This window comes from Streptomyces sp. 3MP-14 (assembly GCF_006334905.2).
GTDB lineage: Bacteria > Actinomycetota > Actinomycetes > Streptomycetales > Streptomycetaceae > Streptomyces > Streptomyces triticirhizae.
The window spans coordinates 232,030-256,289 of the sequence record NZ_VDLZ02000012.1 but is presented as its reverse complement, the minus strand read 5'-3'; the positions used below and the strand labels follow the sequence as shown (position 1 = coordinate 256,289).

The following is a 24,260-nucleotide window of genomic DNA, read 5'->3' as shown; positions in this document are numbered from 1 at the left end:
AGAACCAACCCCACCCGAATTCCAAATCCGGGCTTCCGAACCCCCATGCGGACATGCTTCGGACACACCGAAACAAACCCTCACCGGGAATCAGGTTCACACGAAGTGGGCGCCGCACATGGCGGCAGATGTGCGCCCTTGACGAGCGCCTGAGGAACCTTACGCGGTCACCCCAACGGCGTCAACTCGCGTGGGGAAGGGCGAACTCCGCCCAGACCGCCTTTCCTCCCTCGGGGAGTCGGCGGGCTCCCCACTCGGCCGCGATGGTGGCGACCAGGGCGATGCCCCGGCCCGCCTCGTCGGCCGGTTCGACCTGTTGGCGGCGCGGCAGGTGCTCGTCCCCGTCCGTCACCTCGACGATGAGGCGGCGGTCGGTGCGGCGCAGCCGGAGACGCATGGGGGCGCGGCCGTGTTTGAGGGAGTTGGCGACGAGTTCGCTGGTGGCCAGCACGCCCCACTCGCGGAGTTCCTCGGGGAACCGCCAGCTGGCGAGCACGCCGTCGGCGAAGGCGCGGGCGCGGGGCGCGGCCTCGACGCCGCCGAGGAGGTCGAGGGCGGCGCCCCGGAAGAGGTCGGCCTCCTCGCCGTGCCGCTCCGGGCAGGTGAGGACGAGGATGGCGACGTCGTCGTCGTGGTCCTCGTCGATGCCGAGGGCGCGCAGCAGGCGGTGGCAGATGATGCCGGGGCTGTCGCCGGCGCCGGACAGGGCGCGTTCCAGGGCGTCGAGGCCGACGTCGATGTCGGCGTCGCGGCGTTCCACCAGGCCGTCGGTGTAGAGGACGGCCTGGGCGCCGGGGTGGAAGGGGATGGTGCCTGAGGCGTGAATCCAGCCGCCGGTGCCGAGGGGTGGTCCGGTGGGATCGGTGGCGCGGTGGACGGTGCCGTCGGGGTCGCGGATGAGGACCGGGAGGTGGCCGGCCGAGGCGTAGGTGAGGCTGGCCTCGTTGGGGTCGTAGACGGCGTAGACGCAGGTGGCGATCTGGCTGGCGTCGATGTCGGCGGCGAGGCCGTCGAGGAGGCCGAGCACCTCGTGCGGGGGGAGGTCGAGCTTGGCGTAGGCGCGGACGGCCGTGCGGAGCTGGCCCATCACGGCGGCGGCGCGGACGCCGCGCCCCATGACGTCGCCGATGACGACGGCGGTGCGGCCGGCGCCGAGGGTGATCACGTCGTACCAGTCGCCGCCGACGGCGGCGTCCAGGCCGCCCGGCTGGTAGACGGCGGCCACCCTGAGGTCGTCGGGCTGCTCCAACTTCTGGGGCAGCAGGCTGTGTTGGAGGGTGACGGCGGCGGCGCGCTGTTGGCTCTCGCTCTCGCGGAGGCGTTCGGCGGTGACCACCTGGTCGGTGATGTCGGCGGCGAAGACGAGCACGCCGCGCTGGGTGTGGCCGCTGTCGGGGGCGGCGAGGCGGATCGGGGTGCAGGTGAAGGTGAAGTAGCTGTCGCGGGTCTCGCCGGGCACGCTGCGGGACTTCATGGTGCGGGGGGTGCCGCTGCGCTGGACCTGGTCCATCAGCGGGAGGAGGCCGAGTTCGACCAGCTCGGTGAGGGACTCGCGGGCGGGGATGCCGGGTTGGCGGCTGCCGAAGAGGGCGGCGTACGCCTCGTTGACATAGGCGACGCGGTGGTCGGGGCCGTGGACGACGGCGACCGGGGCCGGGACCTGGCCGAGCAGCTCGTGGACGGCGATCGCTTCGACGCCGGGGCCGGCGGCGGTGGGTGTCCTGGCGGCGGGTTCGCGTTGCTCGCCTCGGGCGGCCGGGACGCCGGCCGTCGGCTGGCCGCCGGTGGGTGCCGGGGAGCGTCCTTCGGTGGCGCCGTGGCGGCGCTGTGCTCCGGGCAGCCGGATTCCCCAGCGCGTCAAATTCACAGCGTTCCGATCCGATTCGTTCCGGGAGTCGTTCTGGTCTTCTTACTCTTCGGTGAGCGGCGTCCCACCCATGGTCACATGGTTCGGCGTGGGGCCGGGCCCCCGAGCGTGGTCTCAGGGGCGTCCGCGGCGGCGCCCGGGGTCGGCGGCGCGCTCGAACTCGGCCCGTGGGTGTTCCAGCGAGCCGAGTGAGACGATCTCACGTTTGAACAATCCCGCAAGGGCCCATTCGGCGAGGACACGCGCCTTGCGGTTGCGGGTGGGCATCCGGCCGAGGTGGTAGAGGCGGTGGACCAGCCAGGCGGTGCGTCCCCTGAGGGTGCGGCCGCGGATCGTGGCGACGCCCCGGTGCAGGCCGAGGGAGGCGACGGAGCCGGTGTGGCGGTGGCGGTAGTCGGTGGTGGGGCGGCCGTCGAGGGTGGCGGCGAGGTTGTCGGCGAGGCGGCGGGCCTGGCGGAGGGCGTGTTGGGCGTTGGGGGCGCACAACGGAGTTCGCGCGCCGGCTTGGGTGGGTTGGGCGCCGGGCGCGTTGGTGTGGGGTGGGTTGTGCTGTGGTGTTGAGGCGTTGGGTGCGGGGGCGTCCGGGGATGCTGGGGCGTGGTCGGTCGCGGTGAGGTCGGGAACGGCGGCGGCGTCGCCGGCCGACCAGACGTGGGGGACGCCGACGACGCTCAGGTCGGGTTCGCAGCGGACCCGGCCGTTCTCGTCGAGCGGGACGCCGCAGGCGGCGAGGACGGGATGGGGCCGGACGCCGGCGGTCCAGACCAGGGTGCGGGCGGGGTGGCGCGAGCCGTCGTCGAGGATGGCGACGCGGTCCTCGCAGCTGACCAGGCGGGTGTTGACGCGAACGTCGATGTTGCGTCCGCGAAGTTCGCGTAGGGCGTGGGCCGCCGTTTCGGGGCCGACCTCGGGGAGGATGCGGTCGCTGGCCTCAACCAGCAGCCATCTCGGTTCGTCCGCGCGGATGTTGGGGTAGTAACGGCAGGCGTAGCGGGCCATGTCCTCCAGTTCGGCCAGCGCCTCGACGCCCGCGTAGCCGCCGCCGACGAAGACGAAGGTCAGGGCGGCGTCCCTGACGGTGGAGTCACGGGTGGAAGAGGCGATGTCGAGTTGCTCCAGCACATGGTTGCGCAAGCCGATGGCCTCCTCGATGGTCCGGAAGCCGACGCCGTGGTCGGCCAATCCTGGCACGGGGAGCGTGCGGGAGATGGAACCGGGGGCCAGCACAAGCTCGTCGTAATCCAGCCGGAGCGGCTCGCCGCCCGGCGCGTCGGCGTCCGCCGCCGTGCGCACCGTGACGGTGCGCCGCTCGGGATCGGCGCCGACGATCTCGCCGGGCAGGAAGCGGCAGTGCGGGAGCACCCGGCGCAGGGGAACGACGACATGGCGAGGGGAGAGAGAACCGGCCGCCGCCTCGGGCAGGAAGGGCTGGTAGGTCATGTAGGGATCGGGGCTGACCACGGTGATCCGGACGTCGCCGCCTCGCAACGCGCGCCGCAGCCGACGCTGGAGGCGGCGCGCCGCGTAGAGGCCGACATAGCCGCCGCCGGCCACGACGATGTGCGCGGTGTGCTTGGTCACCCGACCATGAGGCACCGGGGGATGGAGTTTTGTCCACAGGTTGTGCGGTGGCGGGCGCGTTCGTGGCCGGTCGTGAGCGGTTCTCGCCGCCGGCTGTGGCGAGAAGTTGCGGATTGGACCGTCCTGTTGGGGAGTGTCGTGGGTTGTTGCGTTTAGCGCGCGTGGGGTCGTTGTCCTGTGCGGCGGCCCGTCGTGCCGGTCGAGTTGGCAGAACCAGATACACCAGTGGATTCGTATTCGTAGGAGAAGTGGACCGACCGCTTCTTCGATGGACGCCCGGCCGCGCGGCGCGCGGATCGAGCTTCGGGGGGTCACTATGCGTGTCAGGGAGTCGGCCGACGGTCGCGAGGCCGGAGGAACGTCGGGCGTCGCCGCGAACGGGCGCTGGTCGGAACGGCGGCGTTCGGCACCGCTGCGGGTGGACGCGCAGCGGAATCTGCGCCATGTGCTGAGCGCGGCCAGGGCCGTCTTCGGCGAGCAGGGCTACGGGGCGCCGATGGAGGAGGTGGCGCGGCGGGCGCGGGTCGGGGTCGGCACGGTCTACCGGCGGTTCCCCAACAAGGAGGCGCTCGTTCGCTATATCGCGGCGGAGGAGACCCAGCGGCTGACCGAGCGGGCCAGGGAGGCGCTGGCCGTGGAGGACGAGCCGTGGCGGGCGTTGGCCGGCTTCGTGCAGCGTTCGGCGGCGGCCGGGGCCGGCCGGCTGTTGCCGCCGGAGCTGTTGACGGCGGGTGGCACGCGCGGGGACCGGGTGCCGTCGCAGCGGAACATGCCGGCGGGCGGGCGGACCGGGGCGGCCGGCGGCTCTCCGGTGATGCGCGATGTCGTCGAGCCGGTGGACGCGGGGGCGCGGGCGGCCTCCCGTGCGCCGGGCGCGGACGCCGGCTCTTCGGAGGCCGGGGCGCCCGGCGCACCGCCCGTGGCCGCTGTGCCGGCTGAGTCTGGTGAACTGCTGGCCGCCGTCGAGCAGTTGGTGGAAAGGACCCGGGCGGCCGGGCAGCTGCGGGCCGATGTCACGGTGGCCGACCTGCTGTTGGTGATAGCGACCACGCCGCCGAGGCTGGACGATCCGACCCGGCAGACGGCGGCCGAGGCGCGGCTGCTGGAGATACTGCTCCAGGGGCTGCGCCCGGGCGGGCGGTGACCTGGCCGGAGTTGACCTCGCGCGCCGGGGCCGGTGCGGTCCGGGCTCGGCGCGCGGGGGCGTCCCGGGGAGTGCGCGAGGAGCGCGTGCGCCGTGCTCGGTGAGCGCGGCGCATGGGAAGGCGCTTGGTACACCGCCCGAAAGGGTGGTTTGCCGGACACCCCTGTCCGGTTGGCGGGCGGGCATGGCAGCCTGACGTCGGTGCTGACAGTCGTGTAAACAACGGCATTGCGACGACAACCGACGACAACTGGGGCGGGCCGGATGGACTTTGAGGGGCGGGACGAACTCTCCGAGGAGTCCACGGTGCCGCGCCAGCGCGAGGAGCGCTCGGGCACGGCGGACCTTGAGCTGATCGACCGGATGCGTCGGGGCGAACAGGGGGCGTACGACGAGCTGTACCGGCGCCACGCGGACTCCGTGCGCCGGTATGCCCGCACCTGTTGCCGGGACGCGGACACCGCCGACGACCTGACCAACGAGGTCTTCGCCGCGACCCTCCAGGCGGTGCGGGGCGGCGCCGGTCCGCGCACCGCCGTGCGGGCCTATCTGCTGACCTCGGTCCGCCGGGTCGCCGCCGAGTGGGCGCGCACCGCGAAGCGCGAGCAACTGGTCGAGGACTTCGCGGTGTTCGCGCTCTCCGACGCGGCGGCGCGGGCCGGGCGGGCCAGCGCCGACGAGCTGGCCGCCGAGGTGCGGGCGATGCGGGAGGCCGAACGCTCCATGGCCGTGCGGGCGTTCCGCAGCCTGCCGGAGCGCTGGCAGACGGTGCTGTGGCACACCACGGTCGAGGAGGCGTCGCCGCGCGACGTGGCGCCGCTGCTGGGGCTGACGCCCAACGCCACGGCCGTGCTGGCGCACCGGGCGCGGGAGGGGCTCAAGCAGGCGTTCCTCCAGGAGCATGTGAGCCGGACGCTCACCGAGGGCGGCGAGTGCGCGGGCTATGCCGAACGGCTGGGCGCGTTCGCCAGGGGCGGGCTGCGCACCCGGGCCGAGCGCGGGCTGCGCCGGCACCTGGCGGAGTGCGCGCGCTGCGCCTCGGCGGCGTCCGAGGTGCGGGCGATCAACGAGAACATCGGAGCGCTGCTCCCGGTGGCCTTCATCGGCTGGTTCGCGGCCGACGCCGGCGCCAAGGGCGGGCTGCTGTGGGGCGGTGCCGGCGCCGCCGCGGGCGCCTCGGGCGGCGCGGCCGCTGCCGCCGGCGGCGCGGGGGCCGGCGCGGGCGCGGCGGGAACGAGCGCAGGGGCGGGGGCCGTTGGAGAGGGCCTGGGCGCGCCGGTCAAGGCGGGCGTGATCTCCGGGCTGGTCGCCACGGCGGTGGCGGCGGCCCTGGCGCTGGCGATGATGGGCGGGGACCCGGAGCAGGAGCCGCCGGCCGGCCCGCCGGAGGCGGCCGACGCCAGGCCGCCGGCGGAGCCGACGCCCGAGCCCGAGCCCGAGCCGGAACCCGAGCCGACGCCCGAACCCACACCTGACCCCGAGCCGACCCCGCCGCCCGAGCCGGAACCCACGCCGACGCCGGAGCCGGAACCCGAACCAGAGCCCGAACCGAGCCCGACGCCGACCCCCGAGCCGGAACCCGAACCCGAGCCGGAACCGACGCCGACGCCGACGCCGCCCCCGGCGGAGCCCTACCTGCTGCGGGAGTTGGCGTTCGGCCTGTGGGGCGAGAGCGACGAGCCCACGGTGCGGCTGGCGGAGAGCACCCCGCTGTGGCAGCGGGACGGGCTGAGCATCGGCGGCGTCGACCACGCGCACGGGGTGACCGTTCCGGCCTCGTCCTCGGTGCTGGTGGACCTGAACGGCTCCTGTTCGCGCTACTCGGCGCTGGTCGGCATCGACGACCTGACCCAGGGCTTCGGCGGCGCGGTGTTCACCGTCTACGGCGACGGCGCCGAGCTGTGGCGCTCGCCCGAGATCTCGGCCGGGGAGCGGGCGACGCCGCTGTCCGTTCCGCTGGCCGGGGTGAACGAGCTGCGCCTGGACGTCGAACCCCGGGGCCCGCTGGGCGCGTTGGCGCTGGCCGACTGGGCGGACAGCGAGATCGCCTGCTGAACGGGCGCCGGCCCGGCGGCTCGGACCGTGCGCTGCGGCGGCGCGGGCTCGCTGCGGCGGCGCGGGCTCAGGGGGTGACGCCGCTGGTGACCGCGCGCGGGTCGCGGTTGCCCTCGGCGGTCCAGCAGGAGCCCCGGCGCAACAGCAGGCGGCGCAGCCAGAGTTCGACGGAGACCAGCTCGCCCAGCCCGTCCAGCGGCAGGCGTTCGCCCTGGGCCGCGGCGCGCAGCGCCTTGCGCACCACCCGGGCCTCGACCAGGCCGGCGTCAGCCAGCAGCGGGGCGTCGAAGAGGTCGACGAGCGCGCCGACATGGGTGGTGAGGCCGGTGCGCAGCGCCTCGCCGTGCGCCGTCGCGCCGGTGGCGCCCCAGCCGCTGGGCAGGTCGCGGACGCCCGCCCCGTTGAGCACGGCGCGCAACACATCGGCGCGCGCCCCGGGTTGCACGCGGACGCTCTCGGGCAGCGCCTGGCAGGCACGCACCACCTGGTTGTCGTAGAACGGGGCGTGCAGCCGCTGGTGGCGCAGCTCGGCGGCCTGCTCGAAGACCCGCTGGTCGGCGGCGTGTCGGGCCAGCACGGCGCGGGCCCTGCGCACCCCGGGGCGGCCGGCCATGGTGGCGCTGCGCGGGCTGGCGGCCACCGCGTCGAGCCGAATCGATACTTCCGCAAGGGCCTCCCCGGTCAGCCAGCGGGCCGCCGGGCCCGGCCGGCACCAGGCCAGCGCGGAGAGCGAGGCGCCCAGCGCCCCTTCGACGAACCCGGGCTCCTCGATCGGCTGCCGCAGCAGCCCCGCCGCGCTGCTCAGCCCCTCGTGGTACGGGGTGCGCGCCAGCCGGCGGGCGGCCCGGTAGACGGTGAACGGGACCAACACGGCACGGCCGCCCCCGCCGCTGGCCTTGGCCAACGCCGTTGCCGGGCGCAGCAGATGGCGTCTGCGCCGGTCCAGCACCAGGTCGGCCAGCCGGGCCGGGTGGGCGTCCAGCACCTCGCGGGCGCCGTTGCCGATGAGGTGGTCGGCGCTGCCGGCGGCCAGCCGGTGCCGGTGCCGGGCGGCGAGGACCAGCGAGGGGCCGGGCTCGTCGGTGAGCGGCCCCGACTCCAGGTCGCCGAAGGGCAGCGCCTCCTCGTCGCCGGCGACCACCACGTGGTGGAGCCTCGGGTTCTCGCCGATCAGGCGGGCGCGTTCCAGCTCGGCGGCGCGGTCCACGGCGGCCGGTCCCGCGAGCTGCGGCAGGTCGTTGAAGGTGACGGCGAGCAGCCGTTCGCCGGCCAGCGTCGCGCCGGTGCCGTAGACCGTGCCGGGCATCCCCGGCAGCCCGGCGGCCAGCAGCGCGAGGGTCGCGGAGGCGCTGCCGCCGGAGAGGTCGGCGCCGACGCCGGGCGCCGGGTCGGGACCGGAGCGGGCCGCCCTGCGGTCCTCGGGGCCCATGCCGGGCACCGGCCCGGCGTCCCTCGCCGGGGCGTGCCGGGGCGCGGCGAGCCGGGTGCGCACGGCCTCGACGAGCGCCTCGCGCACGCCGGCGACGGCGGCCTCGCGCTCCAGCGGGGGCGCGGCGACGACCAGCGAGGGCGCGGGCTCGTAGTCGGAGATCTCGCGGCTGCCGCCCTCGCGCAGCAGCAGCGCGTGGCCGGGCGGCACGCGGCTGACGCCGTCGTAGGGCGTGCCGTCGCCGAGCGCCTCGGGCGACTCGGGGCAGGCGAGCAGGGCGGCGAGGTGGCCCACGTCGAGCTGGGCCTCGGTGAGGTCGGCCAGCGGCAGGGCGGCGGTGGCGTAGGCGGTGCCGCCGGCCCAGTCGGTGTGGAAGACGGGGCGGCTGCCGGCGAGGTCGGCGGGGATGACGGTGCGCCGGCCGAAGCGGGCGACGGCGGTGTAACTCCCGGGCCAGGTGGTGAGTTGCCGGAGTGCGCCGGCGCGCGCCGAGACCAGCGCGCGACGCAGGGTGGCGTCGTCCGCGCCGCAGTAGCCGAAGACCGCGAGATGGGTGTCGCCGTCGGCGTACACCAGTCGGATCTCGTCGGGCCGCCAGTCCCCCACGGCCCACAGCGGATCGGGGCCGTCCCAGAGGAGTTGGGCCCCCAACGGCTGAATGTCTCTGGCCGCGCTGGCGGATGCTCCGCTCCACCCGACCAACCACCGCATCGGCGCCTCCCCCACTGAAGATTCGGGCCCTGTGGTCTCGGCGGACCAGTGCCGTCGCGTAGGTGTTGAGGCCAATGCTGCCATGGGAGGGGCCGTTGCGGGGCATACCGGGGAGGTAGTTCGCCTGTGTGGCGAACCACCTGGAAGGCGACGGGGGTTGGGACCGGCCCGTCGCGCCCTCTGTCCCGCCGCGCGGAGCGGCGTTTGTTTTCGGCCAAAGTTTGGGCAACGTCTGGACGCAGCAAGGTACTTGATCGGGCGCCACACCGCCGAGGAGATCTTGTGGTCCGGGAGACGCTGGCTGTCTCCCGGACCACACCGCCGTCCGCGGGGAATGAGACGACGGCTTCCCCCGACCCGCCGACCTTCACGGCAGCGGGCCGACCCACGCGCATTCATCGAAGCGCTCCACCCGGGGACTGCCCAGAGCGCACACCCGGGCGCACGGCCACATGCCCGGAGCACAATCCGTTGGCCGGGCAGCGCTCGCACAGAGGTACGGACATAATCCCGCCAACCGGCATTCACCCCCTTAACGGTAAGCAGGCGGCGAACTACGCTGGGTTCGCGGAGGCACGGGAATGCCCCGCGCCGGTCGCGGGGCTGCCGTTGGTGTGTCAGGGGTGCGCGCATGTCCAGGGAGCAACGCGGGCCGAACGAGAAGCTGGGCGCTGTCCTCGCCCTCGCGGGGATCAGCAACGCCGGACTGGCCCGTCGGGTCAACGACCTCGGCGCGCAGCGGGGGTTGACGCTGCGCTACGACAAGACATCCGTGGCGCGGTGGGTGACCAAGGGGATGATCCCCCAGGGCGCCGCGCCGCATCTGATCGCCGCCGCCATCAGCAGCAAGCTGGGCCGGCGGGTCCCCCTGCACGAGATCGGCCTCGCCGACACGGACCCGGCGCCGGAGGTGGGGCTGGCCTTCCCGCGCGACGTGCGGGGGGCCGTCGACTCGGCGACGGAGCTTTACCGCCTCGATGTTGCCCCTGGCAAAGGCATCTGGCAGTCGCTGGCGGGATCGTTCACCGTCACCGCCTACGCGACGCCGGTCTCGCGCTGGCTGATCACCCCGGCCGACGCCTATGTCGGCCGCGCCACCCCGGCGCAGGGCCCGACGGCCGCCGGGCGGGTGGGGCACTCGGACGTCTCCAAGCTGCGCGAGGCGGCGGAGGAGGCCAGGCGCTGGGACTCCAAGTACGGTGGCGGCGACTGGCGTTCGTCGATGGTGCCGGAGTGCCTGCGCACCGACGCGGCCCCGCTGCTGCTCGGCTCCTACGCGGACGACGTGGGGCGCTCGCTGTTCCGCGCGACCGCCGAACTGACCCGGCTGGCCGGCTGGATGGCGTTCGACACCGGCCAACAGGAGGCCGCGCAGCGGTACTACATCCAGGCGCTGCGGCTGGCGCGGGCGGCGGCCGACGTGCCGCTCGGCGGCTATGTGCTGGCCTCGATGTCGCTCCAGGCGACGTACCGGGGGTTCGCCGACGAGGGCGTCGACCTGGCGCAGGCCGCGCTGGAACGGAACCGCTCGCTGGCCACCGCGCGCACCATGAGCTTCTTCCACCTGGTCGAGGCCAGGGCGTTGGCCAAGGCCCACGACGCGCCGGGCTGCGGCGCCGCCCTCTCGGCGGCGGAGAGCTGGCTGGAACGCTCCCGGGAGGGCGACGGCGACCCCGGCTGGCTGGACTTCTACGCGTACGACCGGCTGGCCGCCGACGCGGCCGAGTGCTACATCGACCTCAAGGTGCCCGGGCAGGTGCGGCACTTCACGGAGCAGGCGCTGTCCGAGCCGACGGAGGAGTTCGTGCGCTCGCACGGGCTGCGGCTGGTAGTGGCGGCGGTCGCGGAGCTGGAGTCCGGGAACCTGGACGCGGCGTGCGCCGCCGGCGCCAGGGCGGTGCAGGTGGCGGGGCGGATATCCTCCGCGCGGACCACGGACTACGTCCGCAACCTGCTGCACCGGCTCGCCCCCTACGGCGACGAGCCGCTGGTGAAGGAACTCCAGGAGCAGGCCCGCCCGTTGCTCGCCGCTCCAGCGTGACTCGGCACATGACATTGGCATCGGCCGGCCGGCCGGCCCTCGGGCCGGGCGGCCGAGCCGGGGACCGGCGTCGGGCCCGGGGGCCCTCGCCGGGCGGGCAGTTGAGGCCGGTGGGTGGCTGGTTGCCGGCTGCGCCGGAGCCAGGCCATGGCCGGGCAGGCCACTGACGCGACCAACTCGACTGGACGGCAAGGCATCGGTCGAAGTACCCATGGCCGGAAGGGCGGTTGAGGCCGGTGGCCGCTCGCCGGCTACGCCGGAGCCAGGCCCTGGCCGGGGGACCGTTGACGCAAGGAGCTGGACCGGGCGGCGAGGTATCGGTCGAAGTGCCGCCGGCCGGGCGGGCAGTTGAGGTCGGTGGGCGGTTGCCGGCTGCGCCGGGGCCGGGCCCTGGCCGGGCGGGCCACCGGCTGGGCCGGGCGGCAGGGCGTCGGGCGAAGTGCCGCCGGCCTGGCCGGGCAGGCCACCGGCGCGACCAACTGGACTGGACCGCAAGGTATCGGTCGAAGTGCCCGTGACGCATGGGCTGTTGACGCAACGGGTCGAGTCGGCCGGGCTCACGGGCCGGCGGGCTTTCGCGAAGAGGCGGCACCAGCGAGAACGTGGGCGGAGCCTCGCCGAACGGGCGGTTGAGGTCGGTGGGCGGTTGCCGGCTGCGCCGGGGCCGGGCCCTGGCCGGGCGGGCCACCGGCTGGGCCGGGCGGCAGGGCATCGGGCGAAGCGCCTCTGGCTAGGCGGGTAGTTGAGCCGACGGCCCGCGTCGGCCGGGCTTCCCGGGCTGGCGGAGATGGCGGCAACGAGGCGGCGGGCGGGGCGCCTTGGCTGGGTAGGTGTGCCTCTGGCCGGCGGTTGAGGTGCTGACGGAACGGCCCGGAGGGCGGTCGGGCTGCCGTGGGGAGTCGGCCGGTGGTCGGTCGCACACCGGGCCGGCCGGACACCTGGCGCGGAGGCGGCACGGGCAGGCGAACTCCGCTCGGAAGGCGGTCGGTTGTCGCCGCGCTGGCCGGCGTTCTGAACGGGGCGTCGGTCGCCGGACAGAGTGCTCCGGAGGGCGGCCGGGGGTCCGGGCGGGCGAACTCTCCCCGGCAGGAGACCCGTTGCGGAACATGGGCGCCGAGCGGGCTGTCGCGGGAGTGGCCGGGACGACCCGGCGACAGCCCGAACGCTTGCCCGTTTCCGGGGCGTGGACCACGGACGTCCGGCACGCTCCCGCAGAGAGGTGACCGGTTGCCCGGGCCGAGGCATGAGCGAAAGCGTCCAGTGGGCGGGCGAACTTCCCCCAAGGAGCGGCCCGTTACGCGCGGCGCCGGCGGCAAAATGGCCGGGCCCCAACGGCCGAGGCGCTGGCGAGACCGCCCAGGGGCGAACCCCGCCGGAGGCGGGACCGCCGGGCCGGGCCGCGCAGCGCGCCGCTCGGTACGTCAGAGATCAGGCGGGCCGCTCGGTGTGCACGGGGCACCCCCCGGAGGGTCACCGTTCGTAGGCGTGGAGGCGCAGCTTCTGGGTGGGGGCGGACATGGCCGTCAGGAGGTAGAGCTGGTTCTCGTCGAGGGCCGCGTACTGCCGGTCGTAGGCGCGGTCGGGGGAGAGGGGGACGGTTCCGACGGGCGCGGTCTCGCCGTTGGCGGGGTCGAGGGCGAGGACCTGGAGCAGGTCGTCGCCGGTCGGTTCGGCCAGCAGCGGTCTGCCGGCCTCGTCCGTTCCCAACAGCTGTGTTTCGACGGCGAGTTCGATCGTCCAGCGTTGCTCGCCGGTGGCCAGTTCGTAGCCGGCCAACGGCCACACGTCCGCCGGGGGCTCGGCGTCCGGCGCCGGCTGGTAGCGGGTGACCAGCAGCTGGCCGGCCACCACCGAGTGTTCGCCCGGCAGCGGCCCGGGGCGGGCCGGCGCGTCCTCGTCCGTCGCGCCCAGCGGGCGGTGCCAGAGCGCCTGACCGCTCTCCGCGTAGGCGACCAACTCCCGTTCGGGGCCCGTGCCCTGGATCAGCAGCACCGGGTCCCCGGCGACCACGGCGTCGACGTCGAGGGCGATGTCCTGCTCGCCGATGTGGGTCCACTCCCACTCGCCGGTGTCCGCGTCGTAGGCGCTCAACTCCCGGGCGAGGGACTCGTTCTGGCAGCGGCTGAGCACCACGAGCCGGTTGCCGCGCTGGCGCGCGGTCACCGGGTGGCGGCGGCCGTCGGGGCAGCCGGCGTCGGCCTGCTCGGGCGGCGGCTGCGGCAGCGGCAACGGGGCGCCGTCCGCGACCGCGAACCGGTGGAACGCGTCCGGCGCGCCATCCGCGTCGAGCCCGGCGGAGACGGTGTTCTCCCCGACGGCGACCGCGACGCCGCCCGCGTCGACGGGCGCTCCGCCCGCGACCAGCTGGCGCCACCAGCGGATCTCGCCGGTCGCGACGTCCAGCACGGCGAGCACCGAACAGCCGCCGTCCGCCGTCTCGTAGAGCAGCGCGCCGAGGCCGGCCGCGTTGGCGCGGGGGGCGGCGGCGCAGGGTTCGCCGGCGCCGGGCGGCGGTTCGGCGTCCCACGCCTCGCGGCCGTCCACGGTCAGATAGCCGCGCACGGCGGCGGCCGTGACGACCGTCACCGTCTCGCCGTGCGGCCAGACCCTGATCAGTTCGGCGCCGGCGCCGCGCACCGGAGCCAGGACGGCCGGGGCCGCCCACAGCTCGGCCAGTTCGCGGGGCGTCTCCGAACGGGTCTCGGCCGGCAGGGCGGTCGCGTCGGCCTCGACGGTGCCCCCGTCCTCCCTGCTGAAGACCACCACCCACACCGTGAGCAGCGCCAGCAGGACCACGCCGACCATGGCCACCAGACCTATGCGGCCCTCGCCGTCCGCCACCCGACTCGCCCCCGTCGTCTCGGTGTCGCCGCCGCCCCGCCCGGAGGCGGACCGGGCGGAACGTCCCGTCCCCTGGTCCGACGTTCCCGCCGCCCCGGCCGGTTCCTGGGAGCCGTACCATCGGGAGCACTGTGTCCGAGTCATCCACCTCCGTGCCCACCTCCGCGCCCGCCTCGGTGCCCGCTCCCGTGCCGGCGCCCGCGAACGGGGACGAGCGGCCGCGCATGTTCCCGCCGGGCGTCGGCCCGGCCGCCGACCCGACCGAGGGCACCGCGCCCGAGCGGGCGATCCGCAGCTTCCAGCCCCGGCGCAGCCGGGTCACCCACGCGCAGCGGCAGGCGCTGCTCGCGCTGTGGCCCCGCTGGGGCGTGGAGATCGACGGCCGCACCCCGCTCGACCTGGACGAACTCCTCGGCGGGCGCCCCGTCGTGCTGGAGATCGGCTTCGGGATGGGCGAGGCGACGGCCGCGATGGCGGCGGCCGACCCGGCCACCGGGATACTCGCGGCCGACGTGCACACGCCGGGCCAGGGCAACCTGCTGCGGCTGGCGGACCGCGCCGGGCTCGACAACGTCCGGGTGGCGAACGGCGACGCGATCCTGCTGCTGCGGGAGATGCTGCCGGAACGCTCGCTGGCCGGGCTGCGCGTCTTCTTCCCCGATCCCTGGCCCAAGAAGCGACATCACAAGCGGCGGCTGATCCAGCCGGCGTTCGTCGAGCTGGCCGCGTCCCGGCTGGCGCCCGGCGCGACGCTGCACTGCGCCACGGACTGGGAGCCGTACGCGGAGTGGATGCTCGAAGTCCTCGGCGCCAGCGAGGAGTTCGTCAACACCGCCCCGGACGGCGGCTTCGCGCCGAGGCCGGCGAGCCGGCCGTTGACCCGCTTCGAACGGCAGGGCCTGGCCAAGGGCCACCGGGTGCGGGACCTGGTCTTCCGCCGCCTGCCCTGAACCGGCCCGGGGCGCGCGCCCGCCCGGCCCGTTCTCGCCCGCCCGGCCCGTTCTCGCCCGCCCGGCCCGTTCTCGCCTGCCAACGGGCGGGAGCAGGCCGTAAGGTCGTGGGGTGCGCCTTACGCTCCCCCCACGTCGCGGCGCCCGGCGGCCACGGCCCGTGACCCTGGCCGTCTGCGCCGGGTTGACGCTGTGCGCGCTGGTCGTGGGCGCGGTGATCCACGACGAGACCGGAACGGGCGGCTTCTGGGTGGGCCTGGGGCTGGCGACGGTCCCGCTGCCGTTCGTGGTGCTCGCGGTGCGCTGGCTGAGCGCGGTGACGCCGGTGGGCTGGCGGGCCTGGTCGCTGGCGTTCGGCTGGGGCGCGTGCGTGGCGACGCTCGTCGCGTTGACGGTGAACGGGCTGGTCGTCCAGTGGCTGACCGACCAGCCGGCCCGGCTGGCGCCGACCGAGCCCGACACCCTCGAACTCACCCTGATCGCGCCCATGGTGGAGGAGTCGGCGAAGGCCGGGGCGCTGCTGGTGGTCTGGCTGCGCGGGATGGCGCGGGGCCACGGCGTGCTCGTCGGGCTGGCGGTCGCGGGGTGCGCGGCGGCCGGCTTCGCCTTCACGGAGAACGTCCTCTACCTCGGGACCGCCTTCGCGCAGGACCAACGGCTGGGCGTGTGGGGGCTGTGGGACTCGGCGACGGTGGTGACGTTCGTGGTGCGGATGGTGCTGGCACCGTTCGCGCACCCGCTGTTCACCGGTCTGGCCGGCCTCGGCTTCGGCCTCGCGGTGGCGTTCGGGCCGACGCTGGGGCGGTGGCGGCCGGCGCTGCCGCTGGTGGGCCTGGGCCTGGCGATGGCGCTGCACTCGGTGTGGAACGCGTCCACCTCGCTGAGCCTGTTCGGCTTCGGGGCGGTGTATCTGCTGCTGATGGCGCCGCTGTTGGGCGCGCTGTGCTGGGTCGCCGTGACCGTGCGCCGGCGTGAACTCCGTACGATCCGGCGCACGTTGAACCACTATGTCGCGGCCGGCTGGCTCGCTCCCGGGGAGCCGGCGGCGCTGGGCTCGCCCGGCGCCCGGGCGCGGGCCCGCAGGTCGGCCCGCCGGGCCCGGGGCGCGGCCGGGGCGCGGGCGATGGCGGAGTACCAGCGCGCGGCCACCGAACTCGCGCGCCTGCGCACCGAGGCGGCCCAAGGCCGCGTCCCCGACGACTTCACGGAACGCGAACGCGCGCTGCTCCACAGCCTGTGGACACACCGCGCGTTCGCCTCCCCCACCACATTGGCCACGGCGCCGACCTCGGGGTAGACAGGGCGCGTGCGGGAACTCGAACGACTCAGCGACGTCGAACGGTGCGCGGCCGGCGACGGGCAGCCGGTGTGGGCCGCCCAGGGGCGGGGCGGCGACCGCCTGGGGCCCGGGGTGCGGGCGTGGCGGCACGGCGCGGCGCTGGCGGTGGCCAGCCCGAGCGCGCAACAGGACCGGCTCGCGGTCCGGGGCGACGCCGCCGACGCGGCGGTGCTGGTGCGGCGGGTGCTGGACGAGGCCGGCCCGTCCTACCGGCTCCTGGGCGAGGCGCCGCTGATCGACGCGCTGGTGCGACGGCTGCCGGGCCTGGTGCCGGTCCACCGGTTCCTCTGGATGGAGACGACGACGCGCTCGGGGGTGGCCACGGCTGACGTGCGGTGGCTGGACGCCGACGAAGTCGAGGCGGCGGCGCCGCTGTTCGACCGCTACTTCCCCGACTCCTACGCGCGGCCGGGGCGTGCGGGCGTGCGCCGCTGGGCCGGGGCGCCGGGCGACGCCGGGACGGAGCCGCTGGCCGTGGCGGCGGACGCGTGGTCGGCGGCCGGGTGCGGGTTCATGGGCGGGGTGGTGACCCACCCCGCCGCGCGCGGGCGCGGCCTGGCGCGGGCCGTGTGCGGCTTCGTCCTGGACGCGCTCGTCCAACGCCACGGCCGCGCCGCGCTGATGGTGATGGCCGACAACGCGCCGGCCATCGCGACCTACGAACGCCTCGGCCTGACCAAGCGCCTGTTCGGCGCGGCCCACCGACCGGAACGCTGAAGCGAAGGGGTGTTGGCCGCCGGTGCGCCCAGCGCGCCGCGCGGAACGGGTGACGGTGCGCCCACCGCGCTGCGCGCGGTGTTGGCGCGGGGGCACGGGCTGCCGCAGGTGCGCGAGGTGGTTTCAACGGTCGCGCAGGGCGCGGCGGGCCGCCGGGAGCAGACCAGACGGCAGGGGCGGGGCCGGAGCCCAACTCCCGTGCGGGGCGCTGGGCGCGCGCCCTCACCCGGCGGGCGAACCGCCGAGGCGGCAACTGTGTGACGAGGCACGGCGAATCCACGACCGACACGTCTCCCACCATCACGCGCAACGCGACAACCCGCCGAAGGCTGTCCGAACGGCCCGACCCTTCTCCCAGCACGACAGACCGCCAAGGTGCGAACACCCCGACCCTTCTCCCGGCCCAACCGCCCCGCCCGGCACGACAGTTCCCCGGGCGCCCCCACCCGTCGGGGGCCTCAACGGCGCCCCGTTCCCCCGACTCGACAACGGTCCGTAGCGCCGCACAGCGCAGCGCCCAACCGCCGCAGGCAGCACGGCAGTCCCACGACCGGAACCTCCCGGGCGCGCCAGCCGCCGCGCGCAGCGCCACAGACCACGAAGGTCCGAACGGCCCGCCCCTCCCCCGCCCCAACCTCCGCGCGCAGCGCGACGAATCACCCCCCGCCGCGAAGCACCCCGCACGGCGACCGCCGCGCGCAGCGCGGCGGAGCGCCCCGCACGACAACCGCCGCGCGCGGCGGCACCGCGTCACCGAAAGGCCAGCGCCCAGCGTCTAACGGAGGGACGTGATCAACCCCGAACCCGCCACGGCGCCGAAGGCGCCCGTGGCTCCCGTGGTCCCCTTCGCGCGCAGCCAGTGGTGTTCCTCCGGGCGGAGCTGGCCCGGCAGGCCGAGCCCGACGATGTCGATCGTCGGGTTGACGTCGAGGTGGTCCAGCAGCCGGATCAGGGAGAAGCCGGTGGTGGGGTCCGTCGCCCAGCGGGGTTCGGCCAGCAGGGCCGGATCGCGGACCGGGTGGCTCAGGCCGCGGTCGCCGAGGTAGCTCTGGGCGCCGGGGACCAGGCGCAGGCTGACCGCCTCGGCCCACTGCTCCGCGCGTTCGCCGAAGACCAGCCGGACCTCGGCGCGGCGGCGCCAGCCCGGCCCCGCGCTGGCGTGGGAGACCGCGTGCAGGTCGGTCCGTTCGCCGGTGCCCGGCGGGTGGAGCGGGTGGGAGTCGAGCCGCATCACCAGGTCGTAGGTGTCGATGCGCGGCCCGAGGCCGCTCGCGGCGACGGCCTCGCCGCCGCCGACCACGCAGACGCGGCGGCCGGCGAGCCAGGTGCGGAGCCCGTCGATGGTCATCGGTTCGGGCGCGAGCGCCAGCGGCGCGCGCTCCGGCGCGTCGTCCTCGGCGAGGGCGCGGTGGCGCCGGTAGGCATCGCTCGCCTCGCGCACGCGCCCGTCGACCGAGAGCGCGCGCCCCCGCAGCAGCCACGCGGCGGCCGAGCGGGTGCGCAGCGCGACCGCCGCGTCCGCGAGCCGGCGCGCGAGGCGCACCTGGCCGGCGGCTATCGCCGCGTCCCCGGCGCGCAGCAGCGCGGCGAACGAGCGGTCCTGGCAGGGCTCGATCTCGGCGCGTTCCCGCACCAGTTCGCCGACGGCGGCGACGAGCCGCCCGGTCTCGGGCCCGGCCACACCGCCCGCACCACCCGCGCCGCCCGTTCCGACCGTTCCACCCGCGCCGCCCATGCCGTCCGGGACCCGGCTGAGGAATCCGGCGCACTCCCTGACGCAGCCGGCGAAGAGGTCCTCGGCCCGCGCGACGCTGCCCGGCCAGGGGTTCGCCCGGTGCGCGGTGCCCGTTCCGCCGGCGGCCCTGGACCTTCTGATGGCCTTCATGTCCGCGACCTTCCCGCCCGCTCCCCCCGCCCGCGTTTCCGCCGGGCACCGCCGGGGTGAACATTGCGGAACGAGCACGCGCGCGCCCCTCGCCGGCCCGGGACAGGCCCGGATCGGGGAGGGGCGCGCGGCGGGCCCGAAGAGCAGGCCCCGGGAGGGGGCCGACGGCCCTGGCGTCGGGGGGCGCCGCCAGAGCCGCCGGCGTCGGTGGGGGCCGGTCAGACGGACAGGCCCTTGTCGCGCAGCCAGGTCAGCGGGTCGATGGCGTCGCCGCCGGAGGGCCGGACCTCCAGGTGGAGGTGGGGACCCGAGGAGTTCCCGGTGGAGCCGACCGTGCCGATGACGTCGCTGGTGGTGACCTCGGCGCCGGTGGAGACGTTCATCGAGGAGAGGTGGCAGTACCAGATCTCGGTGCCGTCCTCCAGCTCGACGATGATCCGGTAGCCGTAGGAGCCGGCCCAGGCGGCCTCCTTGACGGTGCCGGTGTGCACGTTCTTGACCGGGGTGCCGGTGGAGGCGGCGAAGTCGGTGCCGGTGTGGGTGGACTGCCACATCGAGCCGCTCTCGCCGAAGCCGGAGGTGAGGCGGTAGTCGCTGAGCGGGAGGGTGTAGCTGGCGCGCAGCTCGGCGAGCCGGCGCTCCTCCTCCTGGCGGCGGCGTTCCTCCTCCTCGGCGCGCTGGCGCTCCTCCTCGGCGATCCGCTCGGCCTCGGCCTGCTCGGCGGCCTGTTCGGCGGCGGCGGTCTGGGCCTGGGCGACGGCCTCGGCGCGGGCCCGCGTCTCGGCGTTGGTCTCCTGGTGGTCGGCCTGCTGGAGGATGCGGGCGCGCAGCGCCTCGCCGGCGTCGGCCTGGCCGGAGGCGACCTCGGTCTCGGTGAGACCGGCGGTGGTGAACACGGCGGTGCTGGCGGCCGCTTCGCTGCTGCCGGTGTCAACGAGCGCGCCGAGCACGGGGAGTTGGGCGACGGTGTCGGCCGCGCCGCTCATCCCGGGGACGGAGCCGGCGCCGTTGTCGTTGGCGGTGGCCATGCCGCCGGCGCCGACGGCGGCGATGACGCCCACGCCGAGCACGGCGCGGCTGCGGGCGATGGTGCCGCCGCGCTGGCGGGCCACGCGGTGCCGGCCACGGACCGGGCGGAGGGTCTCCTCGCCGGGGTTCCACTCGGGAAGGGCCTCGTCGTCCGTGACGCGGGGGCCGTAGTACGTGGGGTGGGTCCCGTAGGGGGCGGCGTGGAGATATCCGTCCTCCTGGGGGGTGGTGCGCTCCCGTGGGGGGGCGTCCAGGGAGTCCACGGAGGCGTGCCGGTTCGACGCCACAGGGGCGTTCTCCTTTCCTTCCCTCTCACCTACCGGGTTAGCTGACGGGTTCGGAGCAGGAAGGTCTCCTACGGGCGGCTGGCGGTGGTCCCCCCGGCCGTCCGATTCACCCCAAGTGGTGGTTCCCCGGTTCCTTTGGTGCGTTGGTGGCGCACCTGCCGGATTCGGCGATGCGACGCGGCCCCACCTCTTGCGGCGGGGGTGACTACCGCGTTGCGTTATCGAACGTTAATAGACGGGACCGCCGGATTCCAAGTGCTGCCGGGAAAAACCCGCGAGGAACAGCGGGACCTTCGGCGATCAACTCCCGCAAAACGGGCAAAATTTCAAACCAGTGTGGGCTGGGTCGCATTCTGATAGTGCATCAATCGTTATGCGGAGCGGGTCCTGTCTCTCACCCTCGGTGATGTCAGTGGGAAGAAGGGGTCGAACGAGGCGGCTGGTACGTTCGGCCCCGGAGCGCCAACTCCAGTCGGCTGTCGATGCGTTGGGCCGCGTCCTCGACCCCGCCGGCCGACCCGGCACCGCCGGCGAGCAGCCGGGTCACCTCCTCCTCGATCACCCGGGAGAACTGCCGGTAGTAGGGCGTGGCCGGGCGGCCGCGCGCCTCGTGGACGGCGCACCACAGCAGGGTGGCGTAGTCCCTCGGGTCGGGGCGCCACAGCGGCTCGTCGCCGGCCTCCTCGGACCGCTGGCCGACCGGGCCCGGGGCGTCGGGCGTCTCCACCCTCAGCTCGTCCTCGCAGGCGATCTCCCCGGCGTCGTCCGGGAGTTGGTACGCCTCGCTGAGCGCGGGCGCGAAGCCGGCGGCCAACAGCCGTTCCTGGGAAGCGGGTTCGCCGGTGAGGAACCTGATCAGCTCCTGGGCGGCCTCGGCCCTGGGGCTGCTCGCGGCCACCGCCAGACTCTGCCCGCCGAGCGCGGCCGGCCCCGGCAGCCGGGTCACGCCGAACGGGACGCCCTCGGCGACCAGCCGGTCAGCGACCCGGTTGAGCGCGAACGGCCAGTTGCGCATCAGCGCGGCGCCCCGGTCCTCGCCGGCGAACTCCTCCAACGTGCCGCTCTCGTCGGCGCCATAGGAGGCGGCGGCGAGGTGGCTCTCGTCGGTGATCGCGAGGAGTTCCTCAAGTCCCGCCTCCAGCACGGCGGTTGTGCCGACGTAAGCGCCGGAGTCGTCGACCAGCCGGGCATCGGGGGCGGCCCGCCACATCGCCTCCAGCACGTTGACCGTGAGCCCCTCGTAGGGCCGCAGCTGGGTGACATAGGTGGGCGTCGACTGGCCTCCCGGCCGGCCGGTGTACATCTCCGGCAGCGAGTCGGCCCCCAGGTCCATCGTCTCCGTGAGGTCCCTGCGGTAGTAGAGCAGCCCGACGTCCGTGTTGAACGGGACGGCGTACAGCTCGTCGTCCCAGCGACCGGTCTCCTCGATGTCGGCGACGAAGTCGAGCGCGCCGAACCGCTCCTCGTCCAGCGGGCGCAGCAGCCCGGCCTCGGCGAACTCCGGTATCCAGGTGATGTCGAGGTTCAGCACGTCGTACTCGGCCGCGCCCGACTGGAGGCCGGCCAACACCTCGGCGCGGGCGTCCCCGTCCGTGCTGGGCAGCTCCACCAGCCGGGCCTTGACCGGGCTGTCCTCGTTCCACTCGTCGATCAGCGACTGGCGCACCCCGCTCTGGTCCGGGCTGCTCAGGTCGGCGGCGCTGACCACCACCAGCGGCACGTCGTCGGGCGGGGTCGGGCCCGGCGTGACCGGCGGCGCGGAGCCGCCGCCGGCGACGCAGGCCGTGGCGAGCAGCAGCGCGCAGGCCGCCGTCGGAACGCCTCGACGCATCGCCACGCTCACCCCTCGCCCAGGACCCGCAGCTTGGCCGCCAGCTGCACCGGCTGGTTGACCGCGTCGTCCAGGCAGGTCGCGGCCGTGGTCAGCGCCTGGATCACCGGCCGGTCGCAGCCGCCGTCGAGCACCGACACCACCAGCGTGGTGTCCTCCTCGCGCACGGCGGCCAGCGCGGCCTGCGGGTCGGTGCGATGGCCGTCGTCGGTGATCACCACCAACAGGCCGGCGGCGTCCGGACGTTGGGCGGCCGTCAGCAGCGCGGCGGCCTCGGCCATCGGCTCCTGGAGCCGCACGTCGCCCCGCACCTCGGTCAGCGCGTCCAGGGCGCGCGCGGTCCGGTCGCCGGTCGGCGGGCCCAGGTCGAGCGCCACGCCGTAGGGGACGTCGTCCGCGCCCGGCGTGGTGAGCACCGCGAACCGGTCCTCGTCGGTGAGGGCGCCGATCGCCTGCCGCAGGCTCTCCCGGACGGTGGACAGCCGGCCGTCGGGGCCCAGCACCGAGTTGGAGACGTCCAGCACGAAGACGACGTCCCTGGGCCCGGCCCCGTCGGTCACCTCCGCCAGGTGCGCGGCGGCCCGGTCCGCGTCCGCCACGTCCGCGCCCCGGGGCAGGTCGGCGACGAAGGGGCGCTCGTTGTACTGCTCGGGCCCCCGGAGCCAGCCGTCGTCCTGCCAGCGGCGGAAGCCCTCGGCCCGCAGCGCCTCGCCGCCGGCCTCGCCGGCCAGCCAGGCCCCCAACAGCTCGACGGCCAGCTGCCGTTCGACCGCGTCCCGGTCCGCGTCCCGCCAGCGGACCGGGACGAAGCTCAGGTCCAGCGGCGGGACGTCGGACGGGTAGTAGGCGGTGTACAGGTCCCGCATCGTCGCGCGCCAGCCGCCCTCGGGCAGGCAGGCGGCCGGCGGGTCGCCGACCAGCGGCAGCATCGACCGCTCGGAGAGCAGCAGGTCGGGCGAGGGCGCGTCGGGGCGCAGCGAGCAGACGAGCGCGGCGTCGTCCGGCACCGGCTCCGGGTCGGGCAGCCGGCCGGCGCCGGCCGTCATGCCGTGGGCCAGCGCGGCGTCCGAGGACTGCGGGGCCGCGCTCCGCACGTCGCCCGCCGCTTCCAGCAGCGTGGTCAGGGACTCGCCGGTGCGTGCCACGTCGGGCAGCGTCCCGTTGGCCGCCACCACGGCCGGCACCCGGGCGATCTCGGTCGGCTCGCCCAACTCGACGCGGCTGTCCCGCAGTCGGGTCGCCGGCCGCACCCGGTCGGCCGTCGCCGAGCTGGCCGGCAGCCACACGTCGGGCAACGGGCCCACGTCGCGCAGGAGTTCGCGGCACGGCTCGGACCGCTCCTCCTCGGCGCAGGGCCGGCCGGGCGAGGCCCAGTCGGCCGAGTGCTCGAAGGCGTCCACCACGGCTGCGCCCGGCGCGCCATAGACCTGCACCTCGACGCGGCGGCAGTCGTCGCGGCCCGAGCCGATTCCGCGGGCCAGGTCCCGCCGCTCCTCGTCGAGGTCGCCCACGTCGAACGCGGCGAGCGCCCGGGAGAGCGGCTGCTGGTACTCGGGCGTGGTCAACACCCGCAGCTGGAGCGGAACGGCGCAGCGTTCGGCCGCCGCCCGGCCGTCCTGCCACCGGTCCCAGGCCAGCCAGGGGAGCAACGCCGCCAGCAGCGCCAGCGCCACGGCCCCGGCGGCGGCCGCCGGCCACCAGCGCCACCCGCGGAACCGCCACCAGGCGGAGCGCAGCCGCAGCCAGACGGCGAACAGTCGGTCGGGCAGGTCGGCGCCGCGCGGCGCGCTGACATGGGAGAGCACGATGTTCCCGCCGCCGCGCCGCTGGGTGAGCGCGGGCTCCCAGTCGTTGGGGTGGCTGAGTTCGTCGACGGCCGCCCGCCCCTTGTCGCGCAGGGACAACTGCGCCATCCGGACGAGGAGTTCCTCGACCCTGGCCCGCTGTCCCCGGTCCGTGCGCAGGGCCCGCAGCGCGACCAGCAGCGCCCGGGTGAACGGGGTGGGGCCCACGCCGTTGCCCTGGTCCTGGTCGTCGCGCGCCCGCGCCGAGGTGAGCAGCGCGAACGCGCTGTGGCCCGGCTCCTCGACCCGGTGCGCCTGGCCCGAGTAGCAGCAGTCGAGGATCAGCACCACCTGGCGGGCGCGCGAGCTGCGCACGGTGTTCCGCAGCCAGGTGTAGGAGACGGCGTGCTCCCACACCCGCTCCCGGGGGCAGTCGCTGGGCACCAGGTACAGCTCGGTGGTGTTGTCCCTGGTGTCGAGGTGCAGGTGGCCGTGGCCGCTGAAGTAGATCAGCAGCAGGTCGCGGGCCGCGCCGGCGGCGCTCCTGATCTGCTCCTTCATCTCCTCGGCGCCGGGTGAGTGCAGCAGCCGGGCGCGGCTGGGCACACTCCTGTCGTGCTCGTCGTGCCCCAGCAGCTCGTTCCGCAGCTCGTACAGGTTGTACGCGACGCCGGGGATGTCCTCCCAGCCGGCGTCCTCGTAGGTGGTGGCGCCGATCAGCAGCACCCGCGAGCGTCGGGCGTTGGGCAGCTCCTGGGTCATGGGCGCC

General features: G+C 75.4%; 14 protein-coding genes and 1 riboswitch. Of the genes, 6 read left to right on the top strand and 8 right to left on the bottom strand.

The genetic code is table 11. The features are described 5' to 3' along the window. Positions 1 to 181: 181 nt before the first annotated feature. Entirely contained in the window at positions 182 to 1,867 is a 1,686-nt protein-coding gene (locus tag FH609_RS20915) for a SpoIIE family protein phosphatase (protein WP_139672165.1), read from the bottom strand. Positions 1,868 to 1,981: 114 nt separating this feature from the next. Next, positions 1,982 to 3,448, bottom strand: a complete 1,467-nt coding sequence (locus FH609_RS20910; RefSeq protein WP_226961847.1) for an NAD(P)/FAD-dependent oxidoreductase — start codon at positions 3,446 to 3,448, stop codon at positions 1,982 to 1,984. Positions 3,449 to 3,764: 316 nt separating this feature from the next. Between FH609_RS20910 and FH609_RS20905 the strand changes: the two genes are divergently transcribed. Continuing rightward, positions 3,765 to 4,592: a TetR/AcrR family transcriptional regulator gene (locus tag FH609_RS20905; RefSeq protein WP_139672169.1), complete on the top strand. Its 828-nt coding sequence runs from the start codon at positions 3,765 to 3,767 to the stop codon at positions 4,590 to 4,592. Between the two features lie 264 nt (positions 4,593 to 4,856). Next, positions 4,857 to 6,647, top strand: a complete 1,791-nt coding sequence (locus tag FH609_RS20900) for a sigma-70 family RNA polymerase sigma factor (RefSeq protein ID WP_139672172.1) — start codon at positions 4,857 to 4,859, stop codon at positions 6,645 to 6,647. 67 nt (positions 6,648 to 6,714) lie between these two features. Here the strand turns inward: FH609_RS20900 and FH609_RS20895 are convergent, their stop codons facing one another. Beyond that, positions 6,715 to 8,787, bottom strand: coding sequence for an asparagine synthase-related protein (locus tag FH609_RS20895; protein ID WP_139672175.1), 2,073 nt, complete (start codon positions 8,785 to 8,787; stop codon positions 6,715 to 6,717). A gap of 631 nt (positions 8,788 to 9,418) precedes the next feature. Here FH609_RS20895 and FH609_RS20890 point away from each other — a divergent pair. After that, entirely contained in the window at positions 9,419 to 10,828 is a 1,410-nt protein-coding gene (locus FH609_RS20890) for an MFS transporter (protein ID WP_122399395.1), read from the top strand. A 1,470-nt stretch (positions 10,829 to 12,298) separates the two neighbouring features. Here the strand turns inward: FH609_RS20890 and FH609_RS20885 are convergent. Next, entirely contained in the window at positions 12,299 to 13,813 is a 1,515-nt protein-coding gene (locus FH609_RS20885) for a PQQ-binding-like beta-propeller repeat protein (RefSeq protein WP_139672177.1), read from the bottom strand. An 80-nt stretch (positions 13,814 to 13,893) separates the two neighbouring features. Between FH609_RS20885 and trmB the strand changes: the two genes are divergently transcribed. The 3 genes from trmB (at position 13,894) to FH609_RS20870 (ending at position 16,675) form a co-directional block, all read left to right on the top strand. Next, positions 13,894 to 14,619, top strand: coding sequence for a tRNA (guanosine(46)-N7)-methyltransferase TrmB (trmB, locus tag FH609_RS20880; RefSeq protein ID WP_139672557.1), 726 nt, complete (start codon positions 13,894 to 13,896; stop codon positions 14,617 to 14,619). 160 nt (positions 14,620 to 14,779) lie between these two features. After that, positions 14,780 to 15,916 (top strand): PrsW family intramembrane metalloprotease, encoded by a 1,137-nt coding sequence (locus FH609_RS20875; RefSeq protein ID WP_193318050.1) that lies wholly within the window; start codon positions 14,780 to 14,782, stop codon positions 15,914 to 15,916. 9 nt (positions 15,917 to 15,925) lie between these two features. Beyond that, complete coding sequence (locus tag FH609_RS20870; protein ID WP_139672183.1) at positions 15,926 to 16,675, top strand: GNAT family N-acetyltransferase; 750 nt, start codon at positions 15,926 to 15,928, stop codon at positions 16,673 to 16,675. Between the two features lie 775 nt (positions 16,676 to 17,450). Here the strand turns inward: FH609_RS20870 and FH609_RS20865 are convergent. The 4 genes from FH609_RS20865 to FH609_RS20850 all read right to left on the bottom strand — a co-directional run bounded on the left by FH609_RS20865 (position 17,451) and on the right by FH609_RS20850 (position 24,253). Beyond that, entirely contained in the window at positions 17,451 to 18,560 is a 1,110-nt protein-coding gene (locus tag FH609_RS20865) for a glycosyltransferase family 29 protein (protein WP_139672186.1), read from the bottom strand. 218 nt (positions 18,561 to 18,778) lie between these two features. Beyond that, positions 18,779 to 19,876: a M23 family metallopeptidase gene (locus FH609_RS20860; RefSeq protein ID WP_226961846.1), complete on the bottom strand. Its 1,098-nt coding sequence runs from the start codon at positions 19,874 to 19,876 to the stop codon at positions 18,779 to 18,781. A gap of 11 nt (positions 19,877 to 19,887) precedes the next feature. After that, positions 19,888 to 20,056, bottom strand: a riboswitch (cyclic di-AMP (ydaO/yuaA leader). 229 nt (positions 20,057 to 20,285) lie between these two features. Continuing rightward, on the bottom strand, positions 20,286 to 21,707 hold the full coding sequence (locus FH609_RS20855; RefSeq protein ID WP_226961849.1) for an extracellular solute-binding protein: 1,422 nt from the start codon (positions 21,705 to 21,707) through the stop codon (positions 20,286 to 20,288). A gap of 8 nt (positions 21,708 to 21,715) precedes the next feature. Then, on the bottom strand, positions 21,716 to 24,253 hold the full coding sequence (locus FH609_RS20850) for a VWA domain-containing protein (protein ID WP_139672192.1): 2,538 nt from the start codon (positions 24,251 to 24,253) through the stop codon (positions 21,716 to 21,718). Between the last annotated feature and the right edge of the window lie 7 nt (positions 24,254 to 24,260).

What these genes read in the sequence shown, in the direction of transcription:
- FH609_RS20905 (WP_139672169.1), top strand. Translation starts at nt 3,765, where the DNA reads ATGCGTGTCAGGGAGTCGGCCGACGGTCGCGAGGCCGGAGGAACGTCG.
- FH609_RS20900 (WP_139672172.1), top strand. Translation starts at nt 4,857, where the DNA reads ATGGACTTTGAGGGGCGGGACGAACTCTCCGAGGAGTCCACGGTGCCG.
- FH609_RS20895 (WP_139672175.1), bottom strand. Translation starts at nt 8,787, where the DNA reads ATGCGGTGGTTGGTCGGGTGGAGCGGAGCATCCGCCAGCGCGGCCAGA.
- FH609_RS20890 (WP_122399395.1), top strand. Translation starts at nt 9,419, where the DNA reads ATGTCCAGGGAGCAACGCGGGCCGAACGAGAAGCTGGGCGCTGTCCTC.
- FH609_RS20885 (WP_139672177.1), bottom strand. Translation starts at nt 13,813, where the DNA reads ATGACTCGGACACAGTGCTCCCGATGGTACGGCTCCCAGGAACCGGCC.
- trmB (WP_139672557.1), top strand. Translation starts at nt 13,894, where the DNA reads ATGTTCCCGCCGGGCGTCGGCCCGGCCGCCGACCCGACCGAGGGCACC.
- FH609_RS20865 (WP_139672186.1), bottom strand. Translation starts at nt 18,560, where the DNA reads ATGAAGGCCATCAGAAGGTCCAGGGCCGCCGGCGGAACGGGCACCGCG.
- FH609_RS20855 (WP_226961849.1), bottom strand. Translation starts at nt 21,707, where the DNA reads ATGCGTCGAGGCGTTCCGACGGCGGCCTGCGCGCTGCTGCTCGCCACG.
- FH609_RS20850 (WP_139672192.1), bottom strand. Translation starts at nt 24,253, where the DNA reads ATGACCCAGGAGCTGCCCAACGCCCGACGCTCGCGGGTGCTGCTGATC.